This is a genomic window from Exiguobacterium sp. 9-2, from assembly GCF_036287235.1.
GTDB lineage: Bacteria > Bacillota > Bacilli > Exiguobacteriales > Exiguobacteriaceae > Exiguobacterium_A.
In genome coordinates this window covers 2,480,031-2,501,623 of record NZ_CP142850.1, presented here as the reverse complement: position 1 = coordinate 2,501,623, position 21,593 = coordinate 2,480,031, and the positions used below count along the sequence as shown (strand labels likewise).

Below are 21,593 nucleotides of genomic sequence, written 5' to 3'. Positions count from 1 at the left end.
AAACCTTTTGAGCCAAAGAGGGAGTTGTCAGGAATGAATGAGACGAAGCAGCTGAAAAAAGACGCGAACCGAGTATTGAAAGCGACGAGTCGCACCTTCTATATCCCGATTAGTCGACTATCGCAAGACTTACAGGAAGCGGTCGGTGCTGCTTATCTATGCATGCGCGCCATCGATGAGATTGAAGATCATGAAGACTTGGCGACGGACGTCAAGACGATGTTGCTCCGGGAGACGGCATTGTTGATGCGGGGCACATTTTCCGCTACCGCCTATCTTGAGTTGATTGCGCCGTATACGGCACACCTACCAGAAGTGACCCTTCGTCTACCGGAGTGGATCGCCTATTGTCCGGCTGCGATTCGTCCGAAAGTGCTCGATTCGACGGCTGAGATGGCAGAAGGCATGGCGGTCTGGGCTGAGCGTGACTGGACGGTCGAGACGGAAGCGGATCTTGATGAGTACACATACTATGTCGCGGGACTTGTCGGTGTTATGTTATCCGACATCTGGTACTGGAAGGCTGGTATCGTCACCGATAAACAGCAAGCGATCGGATTCGGTCGTGGTTTGCAAGCCGTCAACATCCTTCGTAACCAACAGGAAGATGCGGAGCGTGGTGTCGGCTACTTCCCACCTGGTTGGACGACGGATACGATGTTCGCCTATGCGCGTGAGAACCTTGCAGAAGCCGATGCGTACCTTGCGTCCATTCCGAAGGAGACGACGATTTATGAATTCTGTCACATTCCACTTGCACTCGCACATGGAACGCTGGATGCCCTTGCAAAAGGGAAAGAAAAACTGAGTCGTCCGGAAGTCTTGAAGATCGTCGGCGCCGCCGTATTAAAACGATAAGCACAAACGAACAGCCGCCCGTTTCCGTCAAGGAAGTGGGCGGCTGTTTTTAACGTAATAGATAAAAAGCGAGTCCAATCAAGGCAGAACCCGTCCAAATCAAAGCGATCGTCCGTCCATGGGGCAAACGATAGCCAGCGCGACGGGAGACGAGTAGTCCGATCGCCATCACCGTCAACGCGACAAACCAGGTCAAGAACACAGATAGCTGTTGCATGTGTCTCTCCTTCAATCAATGCAAGTCAGACAGATAGGTCAACACTTTATCTTCATACGCCTTCCGGTCATGCGCGTATGACTGGACGTGTCCGCCGTTTTCCGTCACGTAGAGTTCCGAGCGCGGAGCAGCTTTTTGGATCTTCATGCTTTCCGTGACGGGAATCGCATCATCATCCTTCCCGTGAATCAACAGAATCGGGTACTCGATGCGCCGGACCGCTTCGACCGGTTTGACTCGTTCTGGATTAAGACCTGTCAACGGTGGCGTGATTTCAAGGATGATCGGTGTGAACGGGAAGTTCGGTAACCCGCTCCAGACGGGCAGGTTCGTTGCGAGATAATTCTCTAAGTCGCTGAACGGGCTGTCGGCGATGACACCGACGACATCCGCTTTCGGTGCCGTTACGAGTGATGTCGCTGCGCCCATTGAGATACCATAGAGGACGACCGGTTTTGAAGAACGTGACTTCGCGTAACGAACAGCTGTCAGTAGATCATCTTGTTCCTTGGCACCAACCGTAACGCGTTTCCCGTCCGATTCACCCGATCCTCGGAAATCGAACGTCAAGACGTTGTATCCGGCATCGTGAAACTTCTTAAATAGCGGGAAGACAGGAACATCATCTTGTTCCCGGTTCTTGCCATAGCCGTGAGCGAAAACGATCGTCAACTTCGCATCTTCGCTTGGCATCCACCAGCCAGACAAACGTGTCCGGTCTTTATAAGAACGGAAGGTGACATCTTCATAGTCAAGTCCTTCTGCTTTTTTGGGTGTCGTCGTCAAGGCTTCGCGTTCCGGTTGCGTCAACGATGATCCGACATAACCGGAAATCCCGATGACAACGATGACAGCGAGCGTCACGATGACGATCACGCCGCCGATGATTTTCTTACGATGTTTTTTCCACACCCGCGTTCCTTCCCTTCGTTCGGTTAATGGATATCTTTTTTCTTGAAGCGACCGCCATGGACATCATGGATGTTGCCGATCGCAATAAAGGCTTGTTCATCGAAGTCACGAACGATATCCTTCAGTTTAGATTCTTCGAGCCGGCTGATGACACAAAAAATGACTTTTTTGCCGTCACCGGTAAAGGCACCTTCCCCGTTTAAGTACGTCATGCTTCGACCGAGTCGGTCCATGATCGCAAGACCGATCTCTTCGTAATTCTCCGAAATGATCCAGACACTCTTCGATTGATCGAGTCCGTCGATGACGACGTCAATCGTCTTGAAGGCGACGAAATAGGTGATCAACGAGTACATTGCTCGGTCCCAACCGAAAACAAATCCAGCAGCACCGAGAATGAAGACGTTGAAGAACATGACGATCTCACCGACTGAAAACGGTGTCGAGCGGCTGAAAGAGACAGCAAGAATCTCAGTTCCGTCGAGTGATCCACTCGAACGGATGACGATCCCGACGCCGATTCCGAGAATTAAGCCACCGAAAACGGTCGCGAGCAGATCAACACTCGTCAAGGGACCGATGTGTTCGAGGAGTTTCGTTGCGATTGCCATGACGAAGATCGCATATAACGTCGACAGGGCAAACGTCTTTCCAATCTGCTTATAGCCGAAAAAGATGAACGGGATGTTCAAGAAGAACAGCCACAAAGCGAGCGTCGTATCCGTCACCTTTGAGCCGATGATCGAGATTCCGACGATCCCGCCATCGATGATGTTATTGGGAACAAGGAACCCTTTGAGTCCGAGTGCGAAGATGATGGCACCGATTGTCAGCATCAGTAATCGTCGAAAAAGCTGACCTTTCGTAGAGCGGCGATGATGTTTCGTAGGTAGTGGTGACTGCATGCCATTCCTCCCTTCTATAGTAAAACGCTTTAGGATTACTATAACAAAAAAGCACGAAGACGTGTGTGAACGTCTTCGTGGAGAGGTCAAGGGCGATAACGTAACGACTGGAAGAAACGCATGATCTGTTCTGCTTCTGCCGGATTCGTATATTCACCGATGTATTGATGATCTTGTTGTCCGGTGATCGTCACCGTACAGGAGACGAGTTGAACTCCTTCACTCAAGCGAATCTCAAACGTTGCGTCCGACAACGGTAACAACGTCTTTGACGAAAAATAGAGTGCCCGCGTACTCGTTTGATGCGCTTTAATGTCTGAGAAGGGCAGTTCGAACGACTGGGCATGATGTGTCAGCATGCGAACTTTCCCAGAGACGGAAAAACGGGGAATGGTATCGCTCGACAAGGAACAGGCTTCGATTGGATACAAAATCTCCCGCAGGAGGAACGATACCATGACATCCGCTGGAACCGGGTGACTGAATAGATAGCCTTGGATACTCGGACAATTGAGCGTCCGGAACGTATCGAGCTGACGGAGCGTCTCGATGCCTTCTGCGACGACGGTCAGATTGAACTCACCTGCCATATAGAGAATGCTTTTGACGATTGCTTGGGCTTTGGCGTCATCCGTGATGTGGGTCGCGAACTGCCGATCGATCTTGATGACGTCGATTGGATAGCGTTGCAGGTAGACCATTGAGGAATAGCCTTTCCCGAAGTCGTCGAGTGCGATCCGAACACCGATCCGGCTGACGTATTCGAGTGTCCGACTCGTCATCGGATCATCCATGATTAAAGCCGCTTCCGTGATCTCAAGTTCGAGTAACTCAGGCGCGAGATCGTACGTCGACAGCATCCGCTCGATATGGTGTTCGAAGCCGGGGATCAAGAAGCGTTTCGGTGAGACGTTGACGGAAATTGGAACAAGCTCTGCTCCAGTCGCCTTCCAGTCTTGCATCGAACGACACGCCGTCTCGACGACCCAGTCTCCGATTGCGACATGTAAGGCACTCTCTTCGGCAAGCGGAATGAAATCGTTCGGTGGAATCCGTCCCCATTCCGGGTGTTGCCAGCGAATCAGTGCTTCGAGACCGACAATCTTTCCTGTCCAGCTGTCGACCTTCGGTTGATATTCGAGAAACAGTTGATTACGTTCGATCGCGTAATGTAAGTCCTGCTCGAGCCGGTAGCGCCGGTAATAATCGATATCGAGATTCGATGCGTAGTGGTGTATCGTACTGTGATTTTCACGACGCGATCGTCGTAAGGCGGTATAGGAATGCTTCAATAATTCGACGGCGTCCGTACTGTCTTCCGGATAACGACTGACCCCGACGGAAATACGTGCGAACAAGGCGTATGGTTCGATCGAGATCGGTGTTTCCGATAGATCGAGTAGTGCCTCAGCGCATGCCGTCACATCCTGTTTAAAGCTTGTCGGTACGAGCAAGGCATACTCATCACCACCAAGATGTCCGAGAAACATTCCATCTGACTTTGTTTGTTGTAATAAGGCAGCCGTTCCTTTTAGCCACTGATCACCGGAGCCATGTCCGAAGGCATTATTGATCTCAGCAATCCGGTTGAAGGAGACGGTCAGGACGAAGAAGGGGTGGTCCTTCTGTTGCCACACATCGATCGTCTCAATCAGTGCTTGCCGGTTCGGCAGATGCGTCACAGCGTCACGCAAAGCGAGCTGCCGCAATCGTTCCTCGTACGCTTTTTGAAGCGTGATATCATGCATGATGCTATTCGTATAGGCAATCGTACCGTCCAGTTGGAAGACAGGGATCTGTTGATCCTCAATCCATTTGACGCGACCATCCGGGAAGTGAAGGCGGTACTGGATCGTATCAGCCTGACCGTCAACCAATCGTCCGATGAATTGTTTCATTGCAACATGATCGCGCGCGTCTAGTCGTTCGTACAACCACTCGCGACTAAGGATTAAATTCTCTGGCAATTCTTCGAAGATATGCAGAAATCCTTGTGAGTGAAACAGGATTCGTCCCGAGAACAAGTCGATTTGTGAGATCGCGGCATTGACGGCTTCGTAGATTTCACGTGCCTGTGCCCGTTCCGTGACGAGTTGACGCCGCGCCTCGTCGACTTCTGATAAGTCATAGAGGACGACCGACAGATGATTTGGATGATGCGGACGATGGAAGGCTTTCAAGCGCAACAGCTGATACGTTTCGTCAGCCGTCAGCAGGGAGACTTCCATTTCAAAACGTTCTTTTTCACCCGCAATCAAACGTTCCATCTCGAACCGGAGCGGATCGAAGTCACGTGGATGAATCCGACTAAATAACTGTTCTTGATCAAGCGTCGTCGCGTCGACTTCTGAAAGACCTAAAAAATGCAACAAAGCGGGAGAAAACTCGATCGTTTGTGTGTTGACGTCGAAGTGGAAAACGACGAGTTCTGGAATCTGTTCCGTCAGTTCGAGTTGAGAGCGAATCGACGAGACATCTTGTTCGAGTTGTTTCTCACGTGTGATATCGCGGGCGACCCCGTAGACACCGATGACTTGTTCGTCTTGTTCGATCGGCATGTTCGTAATTTTTAACGTAACCCGGTGTTGATCGGCATGGAGTCCTTGTGCCGTATAATGAACGGTCTCACCATGTAGCGCACGATTGAAAAAGGATGTCACCGCTTCGACCTGATCTGGCGGATTGAAGACGGCAAAATGCTCATAGAGCGTTTCAGCGGAATAGCCGAGCATGTCTGGTAACTGTTCGTTGAAATAGATGATCGTGCCAGAGGCATCAAATAAAAAGATTGCATCTGTCTGTTGCTGAAAGAAGGCTTCCGCCGTTTCCGGACGGGATACTTCAAGTCCACCGATATAGAGTGGGGCTGTGTCGGATTGACGAATCCGATTCATCGCTTCATGAAAAGCCATCCACGTCACCTCCTTACGATACTAACGTTCTCTCTACTAGTATCGGGTGTAGGAAATGGAAATTGCAACATTCGTTCAAGGAATAGACTTATTTTTCAAAAAAGTGAACCAGTATATGAAAATCACGATTAAAAGACATCTGTCCTAAAGTGAATAAAAAAAGCCGAAGCTCTCATGAAGGAGCTTCGGTCTAAATCTTAAATCGCTAAATCAACGGACGTGTCACTCGTATTTGGATCCGTATCCGGTCCTTGATCCGGTGCGCCTGGTCCCATGTCACCATCCGGACCATGTCCGTGTCCTGGACCATGACCATCCCGTGCTGGACCTTTTTTGAGGTCAGCGTAGCTTGAGACCTCATCTGCGCGCGACTGGATGTGTTCCTTGATCTGTTTCGCTTGTTTTTCTGTCAGCTTGCCATCTTTGACTTGTTGATCGACGGCAGCGTTTTGAGCGTTGAGAACGGCTTTCTCGAAATCGGCATAAGTGATCTTGTTCGCTTCCGCGAATTCAGGTAAGGGTTGATCCGCTTTCTTGAACTTCGCTTCATCGAGTCCGAGTGCCTTTAGGATTGCTGACGTCGCGTCGCCGAAGACACCGCCGGGTCCATGGTCACCGCGCTTGCCGTGTTCGCCGCGATCCGGAAGATCGTCGTAGCTCTTTGCATCCTTATATTCCTCTGTCAGTCGAGACTTGATTTCCGTTGCTTGTTTTTTCGTCATCTTCCCGTCTTTGACGAGTTGATTGAGTTCACTTGTCTGCGCCGCAAGTAATGCTTTTTTGTAGTCAGCGAACTTGATCGATTGTGCCTTCGCATAAGCCGCAAGCGATTGATTCGCGGCGTCGAATTTCGACTGGCTCAGTCCGAGTGCCTTCAAGACGTCAGCGATCAATGATTCATTGAAGAAGCCGGGTCCGCCGTGACGACCGATCGGCATTTTGTCTTTGAGTTCATCGTAGCTCTTGACGCCACTGAAGCGTTCCGTTTGGCGCTTCAACATGTCGTCTGCTTGCGTTTGTGTTAAGTCACCGGATTTAACGAGACTAGCGAGCTGTTCCTTCGCTGCTGCGAGTTCTGCTTTCTTATAATCAGCGAACGAGATGCCTTTTGCTTTTGCGAGATCGGCAATTGATTGCCCTTTCTCCCGGGCAGCATCTGCCTCGGCTCGTGTCAGATTCAATTTTTTCAAGAGTAACGTCATGTCGTGCTTTTTCATACCTTCGAAGTGGTGTCCGTGTTTCGCTTGTTTTGTCGTGCTTGAGTCGTCGTTCGTCGCAGCGTATGCTGATGCGCCTCCGACGGTTAATGCGCTAATTGTCAATGCAGTGATCCATTGTTTTTTAAATGTCATGGGATGATCACTCCTTTCACCTTTTATGGTAGAGGGTCACGAAAGAAAAGTTGTGAGGAAGTTGCAAAGAAACTGCGAAGAAAGGAAAATCTGGATAAAAAGGCGCTACACTAAGAGTGGAGGGATGACCATGAATGTACTATTGATTGAAGATGAACAAAAATTAGCGCAGGTGACGGCACGTTTCCTCCGTCACCATGCGTATGAGGTAACGATTGCTGGTTCGTTAGCGGAGGCGAAACAGTGCTTAACGACAACGTTTGACGCTGTCTTAATCGACGTCCGCTTGCCGGACGGTGACGGTTGGTCGCTCGTACCAAGTATCAAATCACAAGTCCAACCGCCGGTCGTCTTTATGATGACGTCGCGTGGGGAGGCAGATGATCGTGTCTTCGGACTTGAACTCGGTGCCGATGATTATCTCGTCAAACCGGTCGTCCTGAAGGAATTGACGATCCGGCTCGAACGGGCATTGAAAGTCCGGCCGGTCGCCCGCCATGCGTTCGGTGACTTGACGATCGATGAGAAGGGACGCCAAGTCAAAACAGGAGAACAGGCAGTCAGTCTCGCGAAGATGGAATTCGAACTGTTGCTCTACTTCATCGAACATCTCGGGGAAGCACTGAGCCGGGATCAGATTCTTGATGACGTCTGGGGGTACGCATTCGGAGGCGATACCCGGACCGTCGATACACATGTCAAACAATTGCGCGATAAGTTACCTGTCATTAAACAACAATTGAAAACGGTCCACCGGGTCGGCTACCGATTGGAGGCGATTGAATGAAACGACGCCCTTTGATCCGAAAATTCTTATACGCCGTCATCGGTCCCTTGCTGGTGATGGGCGTCCTCAGTTTCGTCTTGACGGCGTTCCTCGTCAATCGGTTCGCGGAAGGTGAACGGTACGATCAACTCGCGCGGGAAGCGAACATCATCAAACAGGCGATTGAAGCCGACACGCCGATTCCGCGTGACATTCAAGGTTTTTTGACGACCGATGGATTAACGCAACGGATCGGTGCGCGTGGACCAGCGGGACGGTTACCACTTTTAGATGGGCTGAAGAAAAAAGACGTCATCGAAGTGCAAGACGAACGGTTGCTGACATATCAGCTGACCGTTGACGGAACGCGGATTACGACGGTCCGGCAAGCGCCATTAGCAAGTAGCGCCCTCGACGGTGTTTACATCGCGATCGGACTCGCATTACTCGTGACGTTGCTGCTCGCATCACTGCTTGCTTACTACATGGGACGACACTTGACACGACCGATCGTGACGCTCCGGTCCGTCGCCCAAAAGATTGGTGCTGGCGAAACGGACGTCGTCCTGCCGGCACGACCGAAGGATGAAGTCGGGGAGTTGATTGACGCCGTCGATGAGATGCAGACACAACTCAAACAAAAGGATCATCTGCAAAAGACGTTCATCGCCGGTATCACCCATGACTTGCGGACGCCGCTCGCAATCATTCGAAACGAGACCGAGGCGCTCGCGGCAGGTGTCATTCCCGTCGACGAACTGCCCGACGTAACGACGAGCATCATCGAGGAGACGGATCGACTCGGTCATCTGATTGACGAGACGTTACTTTATTCGAAGCTTGCCGGTGGACGGATGCCGCTTGAAAAGACGGATGTGTCACTCGACGAGCTCGTACTTGAGACAGTCGAACGACTCCGTGGAACGTTCATACAGGCAGGGCTGACGCTGGCGATGGAGCTGCAACCGATAAGGCAATCCCTTGATCCACGGATGTTCGAACGTGTCCTGATTAATTTCTTGATGAACGCCCGCTTTGCTTCACCCGTCGGTGGAACGGTCACCGTTCGTTTAACGCATGACGAATTGACGGTCGAGGATGAAGGAGCGGGTGTCCGAGCAGAAGACCGGGCGATGATCTGGGACGTCTACGTCAAACAAGAAGGCAGTGCCGGGCATGGACTCGGTCTTGCGATCAGTCGGATGATTCTTGATAGTCATCAATTTGACTACGGTGTCCGCGACCGAAGTGGTGGCGGAGCGGTGTTCTACGTACGATTTTGATTGGATAGAAGGGTAGAGGGTTTTGACAAACGATTCCGTCATCCTTGCTTTCCACAGGCGGGAGTAAGCCGCGGCATCTTGCACTCCGTGCCATCTGCAGGGTCTTACTAATCCCCGACGAAAGTGCTATTGGCACTTTCTTTTCCTGTAGGAGTCGCGGATGAGCTACTTCGTTCTGGAATAGGCACACGAAAAAGGAGAATAGCTTCCGTATCACACAGAAGCTATTCTCCTATTAATGTTGGTAGAAGTTAAAGATCATTCGCCTTCGTTCGCATGAACGAGACTTGGTTTAACGAGGGTATAGAACTCATCGCTCATCCCGACACGGCTGCCCATTTGACAAGCGAGTTCGAGTGTTTCCTTATAGAAGTTCGCGACGAGATCGTGATTCTTGATGTGCTCATCTTGCATCGCCTTTTTGACCCCAAGGACGACCTTGTCGATTTGCTCATCGGCATCATTGCGGACCGGCACGACGTTTTCCGGAAGATCGACTTCCTTGTCGTGTCCATTGAAGCGGAACGATGCACCGAATCCGAGGTGCTCGAGGAAGAAGTGCGGTAACAGTTTACTAGCGAAGAACTGATGCCATTCCGTCTCTTTCATTGCTTCCATGTCACGCTTGAACGACGTCGTTGCGAGTGCATAACGATCGTGTGTATCCTTCATGAACTTCTCGAGGATCGGAACCTGCATTGCAAACGCATTCTTGAGCAAGTTATCGAGCTGTTCTTGCGTTAATTGTTCTTGTTCAGTCATCGCTTTAACCCCATTTCGTTTCGTTATCCCTATCGTAAGAAATTTAGACAATTCCGTCAAATCTTTTTCGAGAATAGAGTTTACCTATTTCACAAAAGGGAATCCATAACTATCGATCATTTTAAGGGGGAGTCAGCATGAAACGAATCGCAATGACAGGAGTCTTACTCGGAGCATGTCTGACTCCAGTGACGGGCTTTGCTGCAAGCAACGTAACGTATAGCAAAGGAGTCGTCGCGAACAAGACGTTCGGCTATACGGTCAAGACGACGGATGCGTTGAAAAAGGCAATCCAGCAAGACAAGGTCGAATTCGTCAAGAATAAGACCGTTAAATCAAAATACGGTGTCGTCACGCGGAGTGGTACGTTCGCGTTGTATTATAAAGTCAAAGGAGCGGATCAGCTGCTCGTCAATTTGAACTACGAGCCGAAGAAGCTCTCGAAAAAACAGTTCGACCGTGAAATCGGATATGGTACATATCTCGGGACGAAAGGTAGTAAAACCTACTACTACGTCTTACCGACGGAAGCCGTTAAAGGTGCTGTCGGCAAGAAAGCGATCGAAAACTTGATCGTCAAGGACGTCCCGCAGATGATGAAGACATTCAAACTGCAATGAGCACTAGCTTTTGCTAGTGCTTCTTTTGTTCGTTCGGTATAGTTGAAAATGAGGTGAATGAATATGGAATGGAACGTCACAGACGTCAAACAAACAACAGATGTATTACAACTCGAAAAATGTGTCAACGATCACGATGGCATTGAATTAAAAGTCGCAGCCGATTGGGTCGGCGAGAACGATTTCGCAATCTATGATGGCGAACAATTGATTGGATATTTACAAGCATTCGCGTACTTACCGACGGAGTGGGAATTGAATGTCTTCGTTGATCCGGATTACCGGAAACAAGGCATTTTCACGGCACTCGTTGAAGCAGCACGGGCGCGGGCGACGGAAGCAGGCGTTGAAGCATTTACGTTCGTTATTGACGATGCAAGTGAGTCAGGTCAAGCTGTCCTCGAAGGATTGGGTGCTGAGTACCGGATGACCGAGTACAACATGATCTTGAAAAAGGCGCAGTTGTTCTTGAAAGCCGATCCGGATTTCGAATTACGTGAAGCGACAGCAGACGACCGCCCGTTCATCGTCGAGACGCTCGGTAAATCGTTCGGGAATACGGACGAAGAAGCAGAGTCGATCTATCAAGCAATCGAATCTGATGATCGGATTACGTTCATCGGTGTCGCGAGCGGCAAACCGGTCGGCGTCATCCGTGCTTACCTTGCTTCTGATACGCAAGCGAGCATTCATGCGTTCGCCGTTCGTCCGGAAGCCCAAGGTAATGGTTACGGGAAGAAGATGCTGAAGCTGATGGTTCAAGCGTTGTTCCGGACAGGGCGGACACAACTGGAGCTCGACGTCGAGACGGATAACGACCGGGCGCTTGATCTTTATAAAGAAGCAGGATTCGTCGTCCATCGTGGTTATCAGTTCCATGTGTTGGCGGTTTAATTGAAGCAAGCATTACGACTTTTCGGCTCGCAGAAGTCGAGTGGACGTGTGATGCCTCATCGAAGAACGGTCTCCGGATCGTTCTTTTTTATGATGATTATTACAGAAACTAAACAAAAACGTTGGAACCTTTTCTGCGATCCGTCGTATACTAAACATATGGAAAAAAAGAGGAGGCGACGTCATGGAGAGTCGACAGGATTCATTGCGGACGTTGAAGTGGGTATCAGGTGGAATGGAAGCGGTGCTCGGGATTCCGCTTTTAGGTGGTTCAATCGTTATTTTCTCAGGTTATAATGCCCTGTGGTTGATGCTCGCGTTCCACATCGTCGTTGTCGTATTGACGGCACGTGCTGGAAATGTTTCAAAAGGGAACATCGTCGGGATCGTCGCATCAACGGTCGGTGTCATTCCCGTCGTTGGGATGTTCTTACACATGGCAGCAGCGATCACGATTTTGGTCGATGCAGCACTCAGTAACCGCATCGTTACACGAACACATGTCAAACACGTCGAACCGATTCAACCACGACCGGTCCGTCGGGAACAAGAAAAACAAGAAGACCATCCGTTCTGAGTTTTTTTCGTTGACAGCGAAAAACAAGCCGTGTAAAGTAAACAACAAGTTAAGCCATATCAATTACATCGACGACGCGGAGTAAGTATCGTCAACACTGCCGACCAAGCGAGTCAGGAATGGTGAGAGCCTGACACGGTAAGCTGAACGAGAATGGACCGCTGAGAGCCTGTTGAACCTTCGAGTAGACAGGACGGTTGCCCCCGTTACCGGGCTAGCTGGTTGTTGGACCAGCGACAAGGGGAGACGATTCTTCGTCTCAATCAGAGGTGGCACCGCGCGGATACAGGCGTCCTCTATGCATTAGCTGTTAGCTATGCGTAGAGGACGCCTTTTGTTGTACGTCAAGGTATGCCGAATCATCCAACGCTCATCATATTTCTCAGGAGGCACTACACATGAAAAAGACATTGATCGCAGCGGCGAGTACGGCAGTCCTATTAGCAGGATGTGCAACGACAGAACCAGCAGAAGACAAACAAGCGGACAAAAAGGTCTTGCATACGATGGAAAGTTACGACCTCCTGTCGGTCGACCCGGCAGATGCCATCACGTCAAACATCTTCAATCAAATCTACGAAGGACTCTATCGTTTTGATGAGAAGAACGAACTTGTTCCGGCAGCAGCCAAATCGCATAGCGTATCAGAGGACGGAAAAGTCTACACGTTCAAGCTCGACCCGAATGCCAAATGGTCAGACGGAAAGCCCGTCACAGCGGAGAACTTCCGTTATGCGTTCGAGCGTGTCGTCAAAACGAACTCACCGTTCGCTTATTTGCTTGAGCCGGTCGAAAAAACGACAGCAGTCGACGACGAGACACTCCGAATCGAACTGAAACGTCCGACACCGTACTTTCTCAGCATGACGACGTTCGGCACATATATGCCGGTCCGGGAAGATATCGTCAAAGCAGAAGGCGACCAGTTCGGAACGGATCCAAAGACGAACGTCTACAACGGACCGTTCACGTTCAAGAAATATCAAGCGGAACAAGGTTATACGCTCGCGAAAAACGCTGAGTACGCAGACCGGAAGAACGTCAAAATCGACGAAGTCGACGTTAAAATCATCAAGGATCCGATGCTTGCGATCAACTTGTTCGAGTCAGGAGAGCTCGATGTCGCGCCACTCAACTCGGAGAACGTCGTCACGTATAAGGATCAAAAAGAGTACAACACGTTCAGTGATTCGCGGATGTTCTTCATCCGGATGAACGAAAAAACAGATGCCTTAAAAGATAAAGAAACACGCCAAGCGATCGATGCGGCATATGATAAAAAAGCGATGACGGAAACGTTGCTCGGAAACGGATCACTCCCTGCTGACTACATCGTGCCAAAAGAACTTGATCCGAAATACGATAGTGCGCGTCAAATCGAATCGTCATATGATGTAGCAGCGGCAAACAAAGTGCTGGCAAAGCAAAACCTTGAGTTGACGATGTTGATCGAAGATGACGACGTCTCGAAAAAAATCGGGGAGTATATCCAAGGGGCGTTGAAGAAGCAGAATGTCGACGTTAAATTGTTATCACTACCGAAGAAAGAGCGTCTCGCCCGTGAAGGACGAGGGGATTACGATCTGTCACTTGCGAGCTGGGCACCAGACTATCAGGATGCAACGACATACCTGAACTTGTTCACGACGGGTAACCCGTTCAACATGATGGGTTATTCGAACAAACAGTATGACCGTCTCTTGAAACAGGCTGAAAGTGAACTCGATCAAGACAAGCGTCTCGCCTTACTCAGTAAAGCGGAAAGCTTGTTGCTCGACGATCAAGCGATCTCACCGGTCTACCAACGGAAGAATGCCTTCTTGCAAAACACGGAAGTCAAAAATCTCGCACGACACAATGTCGGAACGGATATCTCATATAAGTATGTTGAGATTGAGCGGAAATAAGAAAGAGAGAGTGATGGACGATTTGGTCCATCACTCTTTTTGGTGTGTTTTTGTCAGTTCACTGGTAAGTGTTTTTGAAAATCGGGTCAACTGACTTAAAACGGTTACAAAAGAAACCGATAGAGAGGACGGTGAAAGAAGATACAGGAAAGGAAGTTTCGGTTATGCGTAAATTACGAAGCAACTTGAAGGTACGGTTATTCTTTTGGGTCTTAGCGATCTCAGTCATCACGAGTGGTATCTCAGCCCAGCTCGTGCTCTATCTCCACCGCGGACTTGATGTCGCGGATACGAACGCAATTTGGTTCGGAGCAGGGATTGGCTTATTGTTATCGTTGATTGGAACGTCGTTGACGCAATTAATCCTACGTCAACCGATCAAAGCGATCGAAAAGGCAACAGAGACGGCACGCGAAGTCGCGAACGGCAACTTCAACGTCGATTTCGAGGAAGCGAAGCGCGGCGATGAAGTCGACCAATTGATGCATGAACTCGAAGTCATGGTTCTACATATCCGCAAACAAGCGACACAGATGGGCAGTTCAAGCGATAAGCTGACAGCGTCCGCGCAAGAAATCGCAGCAGCAGTCCAGGAAGGCAATGCATCAGGGGAGAGTATTCGTTCAGCGATGGCAGAGTTGTCAGCGAAGATGAACGAAAACGTCGATCAAGCCTACCTATCGATGGATGCTCTTGGTGCCGTTAAACGGACGATGGATGAAGTCGCAAAAGAGATGAACGAAGCCTTGAAATCGGCGACGGTCATGCAGACGGAAGCCCAAAACGGGAAAACACTCGCGACAGATTCTGTTGAAGCAATGCATATGATTTCGAAGAAGATGGAACAGTCGGCAACACTGAACGGTCGTTTGACAGATATGACAGGTGAGATTTCACGAATTACGGATGTTATCAGTGACATTTCGGCACAAACGAACTTACTCAGTTTGAATGCATCGATTGAAGCGGCACGAGCAGGAGAAGCAGGACGTGGATTTGCCGTTGTTGCAGCAGAAGTTAAAAAACTTGCTGAACAGACGGCGACATCAGCAAAAGAAATTACCGATTTGATCTCCGGCGTCAAACGTCTTGTTAATGACACGGCGAACGCGATGACGGATGTTCAGAGTGAAGTCGCAACTGGTGTTGGACTCGTAGAACAAGCAGGCTCGTCATTTGAAGAAATTCATCATTCGACAGAAAATGTTTACTCACGCGTTAAATCGGTTGATCAACTCGTAGTCAAATCTGATCAAGAAATCGATCAAGTTGGCTTAACGACAGCGAATATCCTTGCAATGGTCGAGGAAGCATCGAAGCACGCTGAGCAAGTTTTACAAGCGTCTAGTCATCAAGCGGCTTCACTTGGTGAAGTAAATGGGGCGATGGAAGAACTTGTAGCGATAGCGGAACAATTACAAGAAGAGACTGGTGCGACGCGTCTCTAAATTACGAGAAAATCGTACGTCCGATATAGATGTACGATTTTTTTGCATTTTTTTGAAGAAAGTTGTTAAACATTTCGGGTGGAAGACGATATATAGGGTGGAAGCAGTCATCGACTTCATCCACCGTGTCACCCTTGGGCCGGCCAGGGGGCACATCTCGGAGAAGACGGATCTTCGAAGAGACAAAAAACTTATACTATGGAGGGAAATTACAATGATTATCAATCACAACGTAACTGCGCTTAACACGCACAACAAATTGTCTGCAGCTTCTGCAGCACAAAGCAAGTCAATGGAGAAACTTGCTTCAGGTCTCCGCATCAATAAAGCAGGCGACGATGCAGCTGGTCTTGCAATCTCTGAAAAAATGCGTGCTCAAGTTCGCGGACTTGATCAAGCTTCACGAAATGCACAAGATGGTATTTCAATGATTCAAACGGCTGAAGGTGCATTGAATGAAACGCATGATATCTTACAGCGTATGCGTGAGTTAGCTGTTCAATCAGCGACTGATACAAACACTAGCTCAGATCGTTCTGAAATTCAAAAAGAAATGGATCAACTTTCTACAGAAGTCACTAGAATTTCAACAAATACAGAGTTCAATACTAAGAAATTATTAAATGGTCAAATGGGCAAAACTTTTTCATCTTCTACAAATACTTTAGGACCTACTGATTTAAAAATTACTGGGAATGATATTACTAATGGGACTTACACGCTAACTGCAACTGCAGGTGGTACTGACACTACAACAGTTAACACAAAAACAGCTGCAAGTACTCTTGTTGCAGGAGATATTACTGCAGCAGCAGGTACTAACTATGGTGACTACTCATTAGCGGTTACTCGCGGTGCTGGTAGTACTGCTGATGTAACGTTAACAGGTCCAGACGGAAAGCAAACAACTGCTTCTGGCGTTGCCTTAAACAGTGATTTAGCAATTGGTGGTATTACATTTGATTTTGATACTCATGCACTTGATTTAGCGGCAAATACATCTGGAAACATTAACTTTAGTTTGACTAATGCAGGACTAAAAGTTGATTTAAGTGGTGCAAAAACTGTAACAACAGCAGCAATTTCTTCTTATGCAGGTGAATCATTAAACGTAGGTGGTCTTGAGTTTAAGATGACTTGGGGACAAGCTACTACTAATGATACAACGGTATTAAATGTAAAAGATAATGCAGTGAAACTACAAATTGGAGCAAATGCTGATCAAAATACAACTCTTTCAGTCAATGATATGGGTGCGGCTGCTCTGGGAGTGGATGCTCTAAATGTAACAAGTCAAGTAGGGGCTAATGCGGCTATTACTTCAATCAATAAAGCGATTGAAACTGTGTCCTCTGAACGTTCTAAATTAGGAGCGACGCAAAATCGTCTGGATCATACAATCAACAACCTCAAAACATCTTCTGAAAACCTAACAGCCGCTGAATCTCGCGTTCGCGACGTTGATATGGCGAAAGAAATGATGAACCAAACAAAGAACTCGATTCTTGCACAAGCTGCACAAGCAATGTTGGCTCAATCGAATCAAACACCGCAGGGCGTTCTCCAACTCCTTCGATGATCGATTCTACCGGGCGTCTAATCTGGTAACGGATTAGATCATGACTGGGTGAATTGCTGGAACTCCTGAGAGCCTTGATGTACGACAACGTGGCTGGAAACGGCGAGCGTGACCGTTCTGAAAAACATCAAGGATTGGACAATCAGCAGCCAAGCACCTGTAGGGAAACCTTGGTGAAGGTTCAACGACTAGGATAGACGACCTAATGGACTTGTCCGATGGTTATGAAATCCGTACTCCGTAAACGGCGGGGGAAGTGCCCAGCTCCTAGTAAATCTAGGATGAAGATATAGTCTTATCATTAGCGAAAGCTAATGCGCGTAGCAAGCGAACCAACAGCCGCAAGGCGTTCTCCAATTACTCCGTTAATCATAATTGGCACATATCGATTGTTCAGGTCACGGACTCGTTCCGTGACCTTTTTTGTTTTGTTGTATTCGAACTCTAACAAATCAGATGATTTGACCGATATACTACATAGAGAATAAATAAGGAGTGACCGACTATGAATTCCATCAATACGGAAATTCGCCTTCATCTGCCTTCGAACGTCCTACCGTACGAAGCGACACGGAATGTGTTTGTGGAAGCGAATCAGGAAGCACTAGCAGAAGAAGGAGTCGTTGTCCTACCGACACCTCAACACGTTACGAAACTTGAAACAGCGATGGAACAAGCGAATATCAAGCTCGAACTGCAACGGACAGGACTTAAATTCGTCAAGCATGAAAAATTAAACGAATACTATATCCAAGTCGTTGATACGAATAATAACGTCGTCCAGGAAATTCCAAGTAAAAAAGAACTCGATTTCTTTGCGGCATTCATGGAATTTAATCAATTAATCGATAAACGGATTTAACAGAAAGGACTGATTGGATGTCAGGAATTCGACTGAGTGGTTTAGCAAGTGGAATTGATACAGAAACGATGATCAAACAATTAATGCAGGCGGAACGGGCACCGGTCGACCGGTTATCACAAAAGAAACAGACGTTGACGTGGCAACGCGATGCATACCGGGAGATGAACCGGGCATTGCTTGATTTCCGGACAGCCGCAAGCGATATGCTGTTATCGAAGAACTATCAATCAAAGACCGTCACGAGTTCAAACCCGACTGCATTGACCGTAACGGCAAGTCCAGCAGCATCAGCAGGTAGTGTGACGATTGATAGTATCGATCAACTCGCAAGTGTTGCATCGGTAACACTTGTTGCGGCAAGTGGTAAGAAGAGCGATGCAACGCTTGAAGATAGTGGATTGTTCACGAAGGACGCGAATGGCAAAATCAACGTCCAAATCAATACATTCGATGTAGCCGGTGTTGCAGTGACGGAAACTTTGCAGCTGGATGCAACACAAAAAATCTCGGATTTGACAGCGGCAATCAATGGTAAAGCCAGTCTTGGGATGAACGCGGTCTTCAATGATTTAACAGGAAAACTCGTTTTAACAAAAACGAGTACCGGTAACTTAAACCCCGTAGGAGCAGATATTTCGATCGTTGATGCATCAGATAATACTGCGAAGGTGAATTCACAAGACAGTATATTCGGTCGCGAAGGGAAAAACGCCAAGTACACGATTGGTGGACAACAACTTGAACAGACGACGAATACGTTCACTCAGAACGGTCTGACGATCACGTTGAATAACGTCTCGACGACAGCGACGACGATCAATACAGTGCTCGACACACAGAAAAACTTTGATTCGATCAAGAACTTCGTCGATAAATACAATGACGTCATCGACAAGATGAACAAAAAAGTCCGAGAAGAAAAATATCGTGATTATCAGCCGCTGACGGATGCCCAGCGTAAGGAACTGAGTGAGGATGAAGTCAAGAAGTGGGAAGAAAAAGCGATGAGTGGTGTGCTGAAGAACGATAGCTACTTACAGGACGGACTGAATCAGTTCCGAAGTGCAATCTCGTCGAAAATCGATACCGGGTATTCGTACACGTCAGGAACGGATACGATTCAACTCCAGTACATGTCGCAAATCGGGATCACTTCAACAAGTGACTTCCGGGATGGTGGGAAGCTGAAAATCGATGAAACGAAACTGAAGAAGATGCTTGAAGAACAGCCGGAAGGCGTCTATAAACTATTCACTGCTGACGCTCCGGAACCGACAAAGGATGCGCAAGGGAATACGATTCCCAATCCAAATGGCCTCGACGGTTTCGTCCGTCAGATTCAAGGTTTTGCAACGACGCTTCGCGATAAGATTTCTGGAGTCGCCGGACGAGATGGAGCGGTTGCGACGACGTATCGGCTCGGGAAATCACTCGCTGATCTCGATAAGAGCATGCTGTCATGGGAAGATAAGTTAAAGCGGAAAGAAGACAGCTACTATCGTCGATTTGCGGCGATGGAACAAGCGATGAACCAAGCAAACAGTCAGTCATCAACGCTTGCTGGCTATCTCGGACAAGGACAATAAAAAGGAGGAAACGCGATGAACCCTTATGCGACGTATCAAACGAACTCGGTAACGACAGCGTTACCTCAAGATTTAACACTGATGTTATACGAAGGACTGATCAAATTCTCGATGCTTGCGAAACGAGCGATCGAACAGAAGATGATCGAGCAAAAAAATACGAACATCCAAAAAGCACAAGCAATCATTTCGGAGTTACAATTGACGCTCAATCAATCGATTGCGCTATCGAAAGACTTGAATAGTCTTTATGACTACATGCAAACACGCCTGATTGATGCCAACGTCAAAAACGATTTAGTGGCAATCGACGAAGTGATTGGCTTTGCCGAAGAATTCCGTGAGACGTGGAAAGAAGCGATGAAACTCGCACGGCAACGATGAGTCCGCTCGATCCGCTTCGCCTGAAGACAAAACGATTGATTGAACTGCTTGATCAAACACCAAATGAAGAGACATATGACGAATGGATTGAGAAGATTCATGGTCTCTTGAACGAACGGGAAGCATTCATTGCCGCACACTCGAATCTGCTAGCTGGTGCCAATCAAGCCATCATCCAAGAACTCGTCGCTGATAGTCGGAAAATCGACTTGAAATTATCAGCGGAAACGGCTAAATTAGGGGTACAAATCAGTCAGTTGCGTCAGACGCAAACGAGTCGTAAATCGTACGTCGATCCGTACGAAGAAGTCGATCATAGTTTTTCACCGTATTTTGATTCTCGTCAGTAACTTTCTTGTGTGAGGGAGGGATCTTTCGTGACCAAGCGGGAAGACAAGAAGCGTCCCGTACCGCAGCCGTATTTCCAATCGGACGGCTCGTACGATCAGTTCATTGAACCGGACGTTGAATCGGAATCATGGGAAGAATTCGAACGCCCTATCTCCGATACACCAGATGCCTATGAAGAAGAAAAATACCGTCGTGAGTCGTAAGCGTACAACACAAATACCGGTCAGGTCGTGGAGCAATTCCTCGTCTGACCGGTATTTGTGTTGTTTTTATAAAAAACGTCATTCTTGTTCCTGGACCCATTCCCAGTGGGTCCGTGCTTCTTTTTTGATTTTATCGGTCGCCGTCTTACTTTGGAATAAGCGGCTGTACCATAGGCGAGACTGCTCTTTATCTTTCGTCACAGCATGCAGGTCGGCGATCCGAAGTAGGAGGACGTCTTCCGGAAGCCCGCTCTCTTTGACGGACGTGTAGTTGTCGTAAAGCGAGACATACTTCTCGATCGCTCGGCTCGCCCACAGTTGTTCTTCCGCTGATTGACCGGTCAAGCGATGCAACCAGGACAGACGAACGCCCAGCATTGCTTGGATGGCTGGTTTTTGCTCCGTCACTTGAGCCGTATAGAGACAGAGTTTATAGAGCTGGATCGCCTGCTCGATCGTCCGCTCCGTGCTAGCGAACGGCAATACGGGAAGCGTCGACAGGATGTGATCTTGCAAGGTCGCCCGAACGTCCGGCGACAATTTTCCGAACGACTCGTGGAAGAAGAACCGACAATGGCTGCACTGAACCGGTTCATAGAGGTAGACGTTGACGCCTTGATGGCGGATGAAGCCATCAAAGTCAGTCGAGGCGACACGGATATGTCGCGACAGGACACGTTTCGTCTCCGTCGTCTTCAAGCAGTAGGGGCAGGTGCATTTTTTAAGATATAAGTCTGGCATGTTGGGGAACTCCTCTAATCTAGATTACACGAAGACGTTGACGAGCATTCCTTTGATCTCGCCAACTTGATCGAGGATATCAAGCCGGCGCGATTCGCCGGAGATGACCGTATCCGTCAACTGAAGGAGCTTCGCATCGACTTGTTCGACGACTTTATAGATTTTCGTCCGACCGCGGCGATTGAAGCCGCGCTTCTCTTCGAGTTGTTGCGATTGGTCGAGGGCATCTTTTAAGAAGTCCTTGATTTTTTCTTTATAGCTTTCGAGGTGCTCGATCGTCTGGCTCTCAGCGAGCAATTGACCATGTTCTTCGACGAGCGCGAGCTTTTGTTGCAAGCGTTCATAACCTTTGTGGTCCCGTTTCTCCTGCATCAAGGCAGAGAACGTCGTCGACGCTTCGACTTCACGGGGACCGCCTTTTAAGGACTGGAGTCTTTGCGTTTCTTGGATGCGGCGGATATCCATCGGATC

General features: G+C 48.6%; 22 protein-coding genes and 1 other annotated feature. Of the genes, 14 read left to right on the top strand and 8 right to left on the bottom strand.

The window, feature by feature from the left end; all coding sequences use genetic code 11:
- The first annotated feature begins 33 nt into the window (after positions 1 to 33).
- Positions 34 to 858: a squalene/phytoene synthase family protein gene (locus tag VJ374_RS13140; protein WP_035410098.1), complete on the top strand. Its 825-nt coding sequence runs from the start codon at positions 34 to 36 to the stop codon at positions 856 to 858.
- A 49-nt stretch (positions 859 to 907) separates the two neighbouring features.
- Here the strand turns inward: VJ374_RS13140 and VJ374_RS13135 are convergent, their stop codons facing one another.
- From VJ374_RS13135 to VJ374_RS13115, 5 genes are all read right to left on the bottom strand, one after another.
- On the bottom strand, positions 908 to 1,075 hold the full coding sequence (locus VJ374_RS13135; RefSeq protein ID WP_329469061.1) for a hypothetical protein: 168 nt from the start codon (positions 1,073 to 1,075) through the stop codon (positions 908 to 910).
- A 15-nt stretch (positions 1,076 to 1,090) separates the two neighbouring features.
- Positions 1,091 to 1,987 carry an alpha/beta hydrolase gene (locus tag VJ374_RS13130; protein WP_290752469.1) on the bottom strand — a complete coding sequence of 299 codons (897 nt, stop codon included), beginning with the start codon at positions 1,985 to 1,987 and terminating at the stop codon, positions 1,091 to 1,093.
- 23 nt (positions 1,988 to 2,010) lie between these two features.
- Positions 2,011 to 2,892: a YitT family protein gene (locus VJ374_RS13125; protein WP_035410093.1), complete on the bottom strand. Its 882-nt coding sequence runs from the start codon at positions 2,890 to 2,892 to the stop codon at positions 2,011 to 2,013.
- Between the two features lie 86 nt (positions 2,893 to 2,978).
- Positions 2,979 to 5,804 (bottom strand): sensor domain-containing protein, encoded by a 2,826-nt coding sequence (locus tag VJ374_RS13120; RefSeq protein WP_329469058.1) that lies wholly within the window; start codon positions 5,802 to 5,804, stop codon positions 2,979 to 2,981.
- 197 nt (positions 5,805 to 6,001) lie between these two features.
- Positions 6,002 to 7,156 carry a hypothetical protein gene (locus tag VJ374_RS13115; protein WP_329469057.1) on the bottom strand — a complete coding sequence of 385 codons (1,155 nt, stop codon included), beginning with the start codon at positions 7,154 to 7,156 and terminating at the stop codon, positions 6,002 to 6,004.
- Positions 7,157 to 7,286: 130 nt separating this feature from the next.
- Here VJ374_RS13115 and VJ374_RS13110 point away from each other — a divergent pair, with 130 nt between their 5' ends.
- Entirely contained in the window at positions 7,287 to 7,943 is a 657-nt protein-coding gene (locus tag VJ374_RS13110) for a response regulator transcription factor (RefSeq protein ID WP_329469056.1), read from the top strand.
- Positions 7,940 to 9,205, top strand: a complete 1,266-nt coding sequence (locus VJ374_RS13105) for a HAMP domain-containing sensor histidine kinase (RefSeq protein WP_329469055.1) — start codon at positions 7,940 to 7,942, stop codon at positions 9,203 to 9,205. The genes VJ374_RS13110 and VJ374_RS13105 overlap by 4 nt, the downstream gene beginning before the upstream one ends.
- Positions 9,206 to 9,463: 258 nt before the next feature.
- Here VJ374_RS13105 and VJ374_RS13100 read toward each other — a convergent pair whose 3' ends face one another.
- On the bottom strand, positions 9,464 to 9,967 hold the full coding sequence (locus tag VJ374_RS13100; RefSeq protein WP_023469278.1) for a hypothetical protein: 504 nt from the start codon (positions 9,965 to 9,967) through the stop codon (positions 9,464 to 9,466).
- Between the two features lie 137 nt (positions 9,968 to 10,104).
- Between VJ374_RS13100 and VJ374_RS13095 the strand changes: the two genes are divergently transcribed.
- The 11 genes from VJ374_RS13095 (at position 10,105) to VJ374_RS13045 (ending at position 20,381) form a co-directional block, all read left to right on the top strand.
- Positions 10,105 to 10,587: a hypothetical protein gene (locus VJ374_RS13095; protein ID WP_035410076.1), complete on the top strand. Its 483-nt coding sequence runs from the start codon at positions 10,105 to 10,107 to the stop codon at positions 10,585 to 10,587.
- Between the two features lie 63 nt (positions 10,588 to 10,650).
- The gene (locus VJ374_RS13090) at positions 10,651 to 11,481 is read left to right on the top strand and encodes a GNAT family N-acetyltransferase (protein ID WP_035396223.1); all 831 of its coding nucleotides are present in this window, start codon (positions 10,651 to 10,653) and stop codon (positions 11,479 to 11,481) included.
- 184 nt (positions 11,482 to 11,665) lie between these two features.
- Positions 11,666 to 12,058: a hypothetical protein gene (locus VJ374_RS13085; protein WP_035410070.1), complete on the top strand. Its 393-nt coding sequence runs from the start codon at positions 11,666 to 11,668 to the stop codon at positions 12,056 to 12,058.
- Between the two features lie 62 nt (positions 12,059 to 12,120).
- Positions 12,121 to 12,358: a binding site (T-box leader), on the top strand.
- Between the two features lie 98 nt (positions 12,359 to 12,456).
- Complete coding sequence (locus VJ374_RS13080) at positions 12,457 to 13,965, top strand: peptide ABC transporter substrate-binding protein (protein ID WP_329469049.1); 1,509 nt, start codon at positions 12,457 to 12,459, stop codon at positions 13,963 to 13,965.
- Positions 13,966 to 14,129: 164 nt separating this feature from the next.
- Positions 14,130 to 15,413, top strand: coding sequence for a methyl-accepting chemotaxis protein (locus VJ374_RS13075; RefSeq protein ID WP_329469047.1), 1,284 nt, complete (start codon positions 14,130 to 14,132; stop codon positions 15,411 to 15,413).
- A gap of 214 nt (positions 15,414 to 15,627) precedes the next feature.
- Positions 15,628 to 16,992: a flagellin N-terminal helical domain-containing protein gene (locus tag VJ374_RS13070; protein ID WP_329469046.1), complete on the top strand. Its 1,365-nt coding sequence runs from the start codon at positions 15,628 to 15,630 to the stop codon at positions 16,990 to 16,992.
- A gap of 505 nt (positions 16,993 to 17,497) precedes the next feature.
- Positions 17,498 to 17,854 (top strand): flagellar protein FlaG, encoded by a 357-nt coding sequence (locus VJ374_RS13065; RefSeq protein ID WP_035410058.1) that lies wholly within the window; start codon positions 17,498 to 17,500, stop codon positions 17,852 to 17,854.
- A gap of 17 nt (positions 17,855 to 17,871) precedes the next feature.
- Entirely contained in the window at positions 17,872 to 19,443 is a 1,572-nt protein-coding gene (fliD, locus tag VJ374_RS13060) for a flagellar filament capping protein FliD (protein WP_329469043.1), read from the top strand.
- Between the two features lie 15 nt (positions 19,444 to 19,458).
- The gene (fliS, locus tag VJ374_RS13055; protein ID WP_035410054.1) at positions 19,459 to 19,827 is read left to right on the top strand and encodes a flagellar export chaperone FliS; all 369 of its coding nucleotides are present in this window, start codon (positions 19,459 to 19,461) and stop codon (positions 19,825 to 19,827) included.
- The gene (locus VJ374_RS13050) at positions 19,824 to 20,177 is read left to right on the top strand and encodes a hypothetical protein (RefSeq protein ID WP_329469040.1); all 354 of its coding nucleotides are present in this window, start codon (positions 19,824 to 19,826) and stop codon (positions 20,175 to 20,177) included. The genes fliS and VJ374_RS13050 overlap by 4 nt, the downstream gene beginning before the upstream one ends.
- Positions 20,178 to 20,204: 27 nt before the next feature.
- Positions 20,205 to 20,381, top strand: a complete 177-nt coding sequence (locus tag VJ374_RS13045; RefSeq protein ID WP_290785581.1) for a hypothetical protein — start codon at positions 20,205 to 20,207, stop codon at positions 20,379 to 20,381.
- Positions 20,382 to 20,459: 78 nt separating this feature from the next.
- Here VJ374_RS13045 and VJ374_RS13040 read toward each other — a convergent pair whose 3' ends face one another.
- Positions 20,460 to 21,122: a DUF2225 domain-containing protein gene (locus VJ374_RS13040; RefSeq protein ID WP_329469037.1), complete on the bottom strand. Its 663-nt coding sequence runs from the start codon at positions 21,120 to 21,122 to the stop codon at positions 20,460 to 20,462.
- Positions 21,123 to 21,146: 24 nt separating this feature from the next.
- On the bottom strand, positions 21,147 to 21,587 hold the full coding sequence (locus tag VJ374_RS13035; RefSeq protein ID WP_058705025.1) for a YaaR family protein: 441 nt from the start codon (positions 21,585 to 21,587) through the stop codon (positions 21,147 to 21,149).
- Positions 21,588 to 21,593 lie beyond the last annotated feature (6 nt).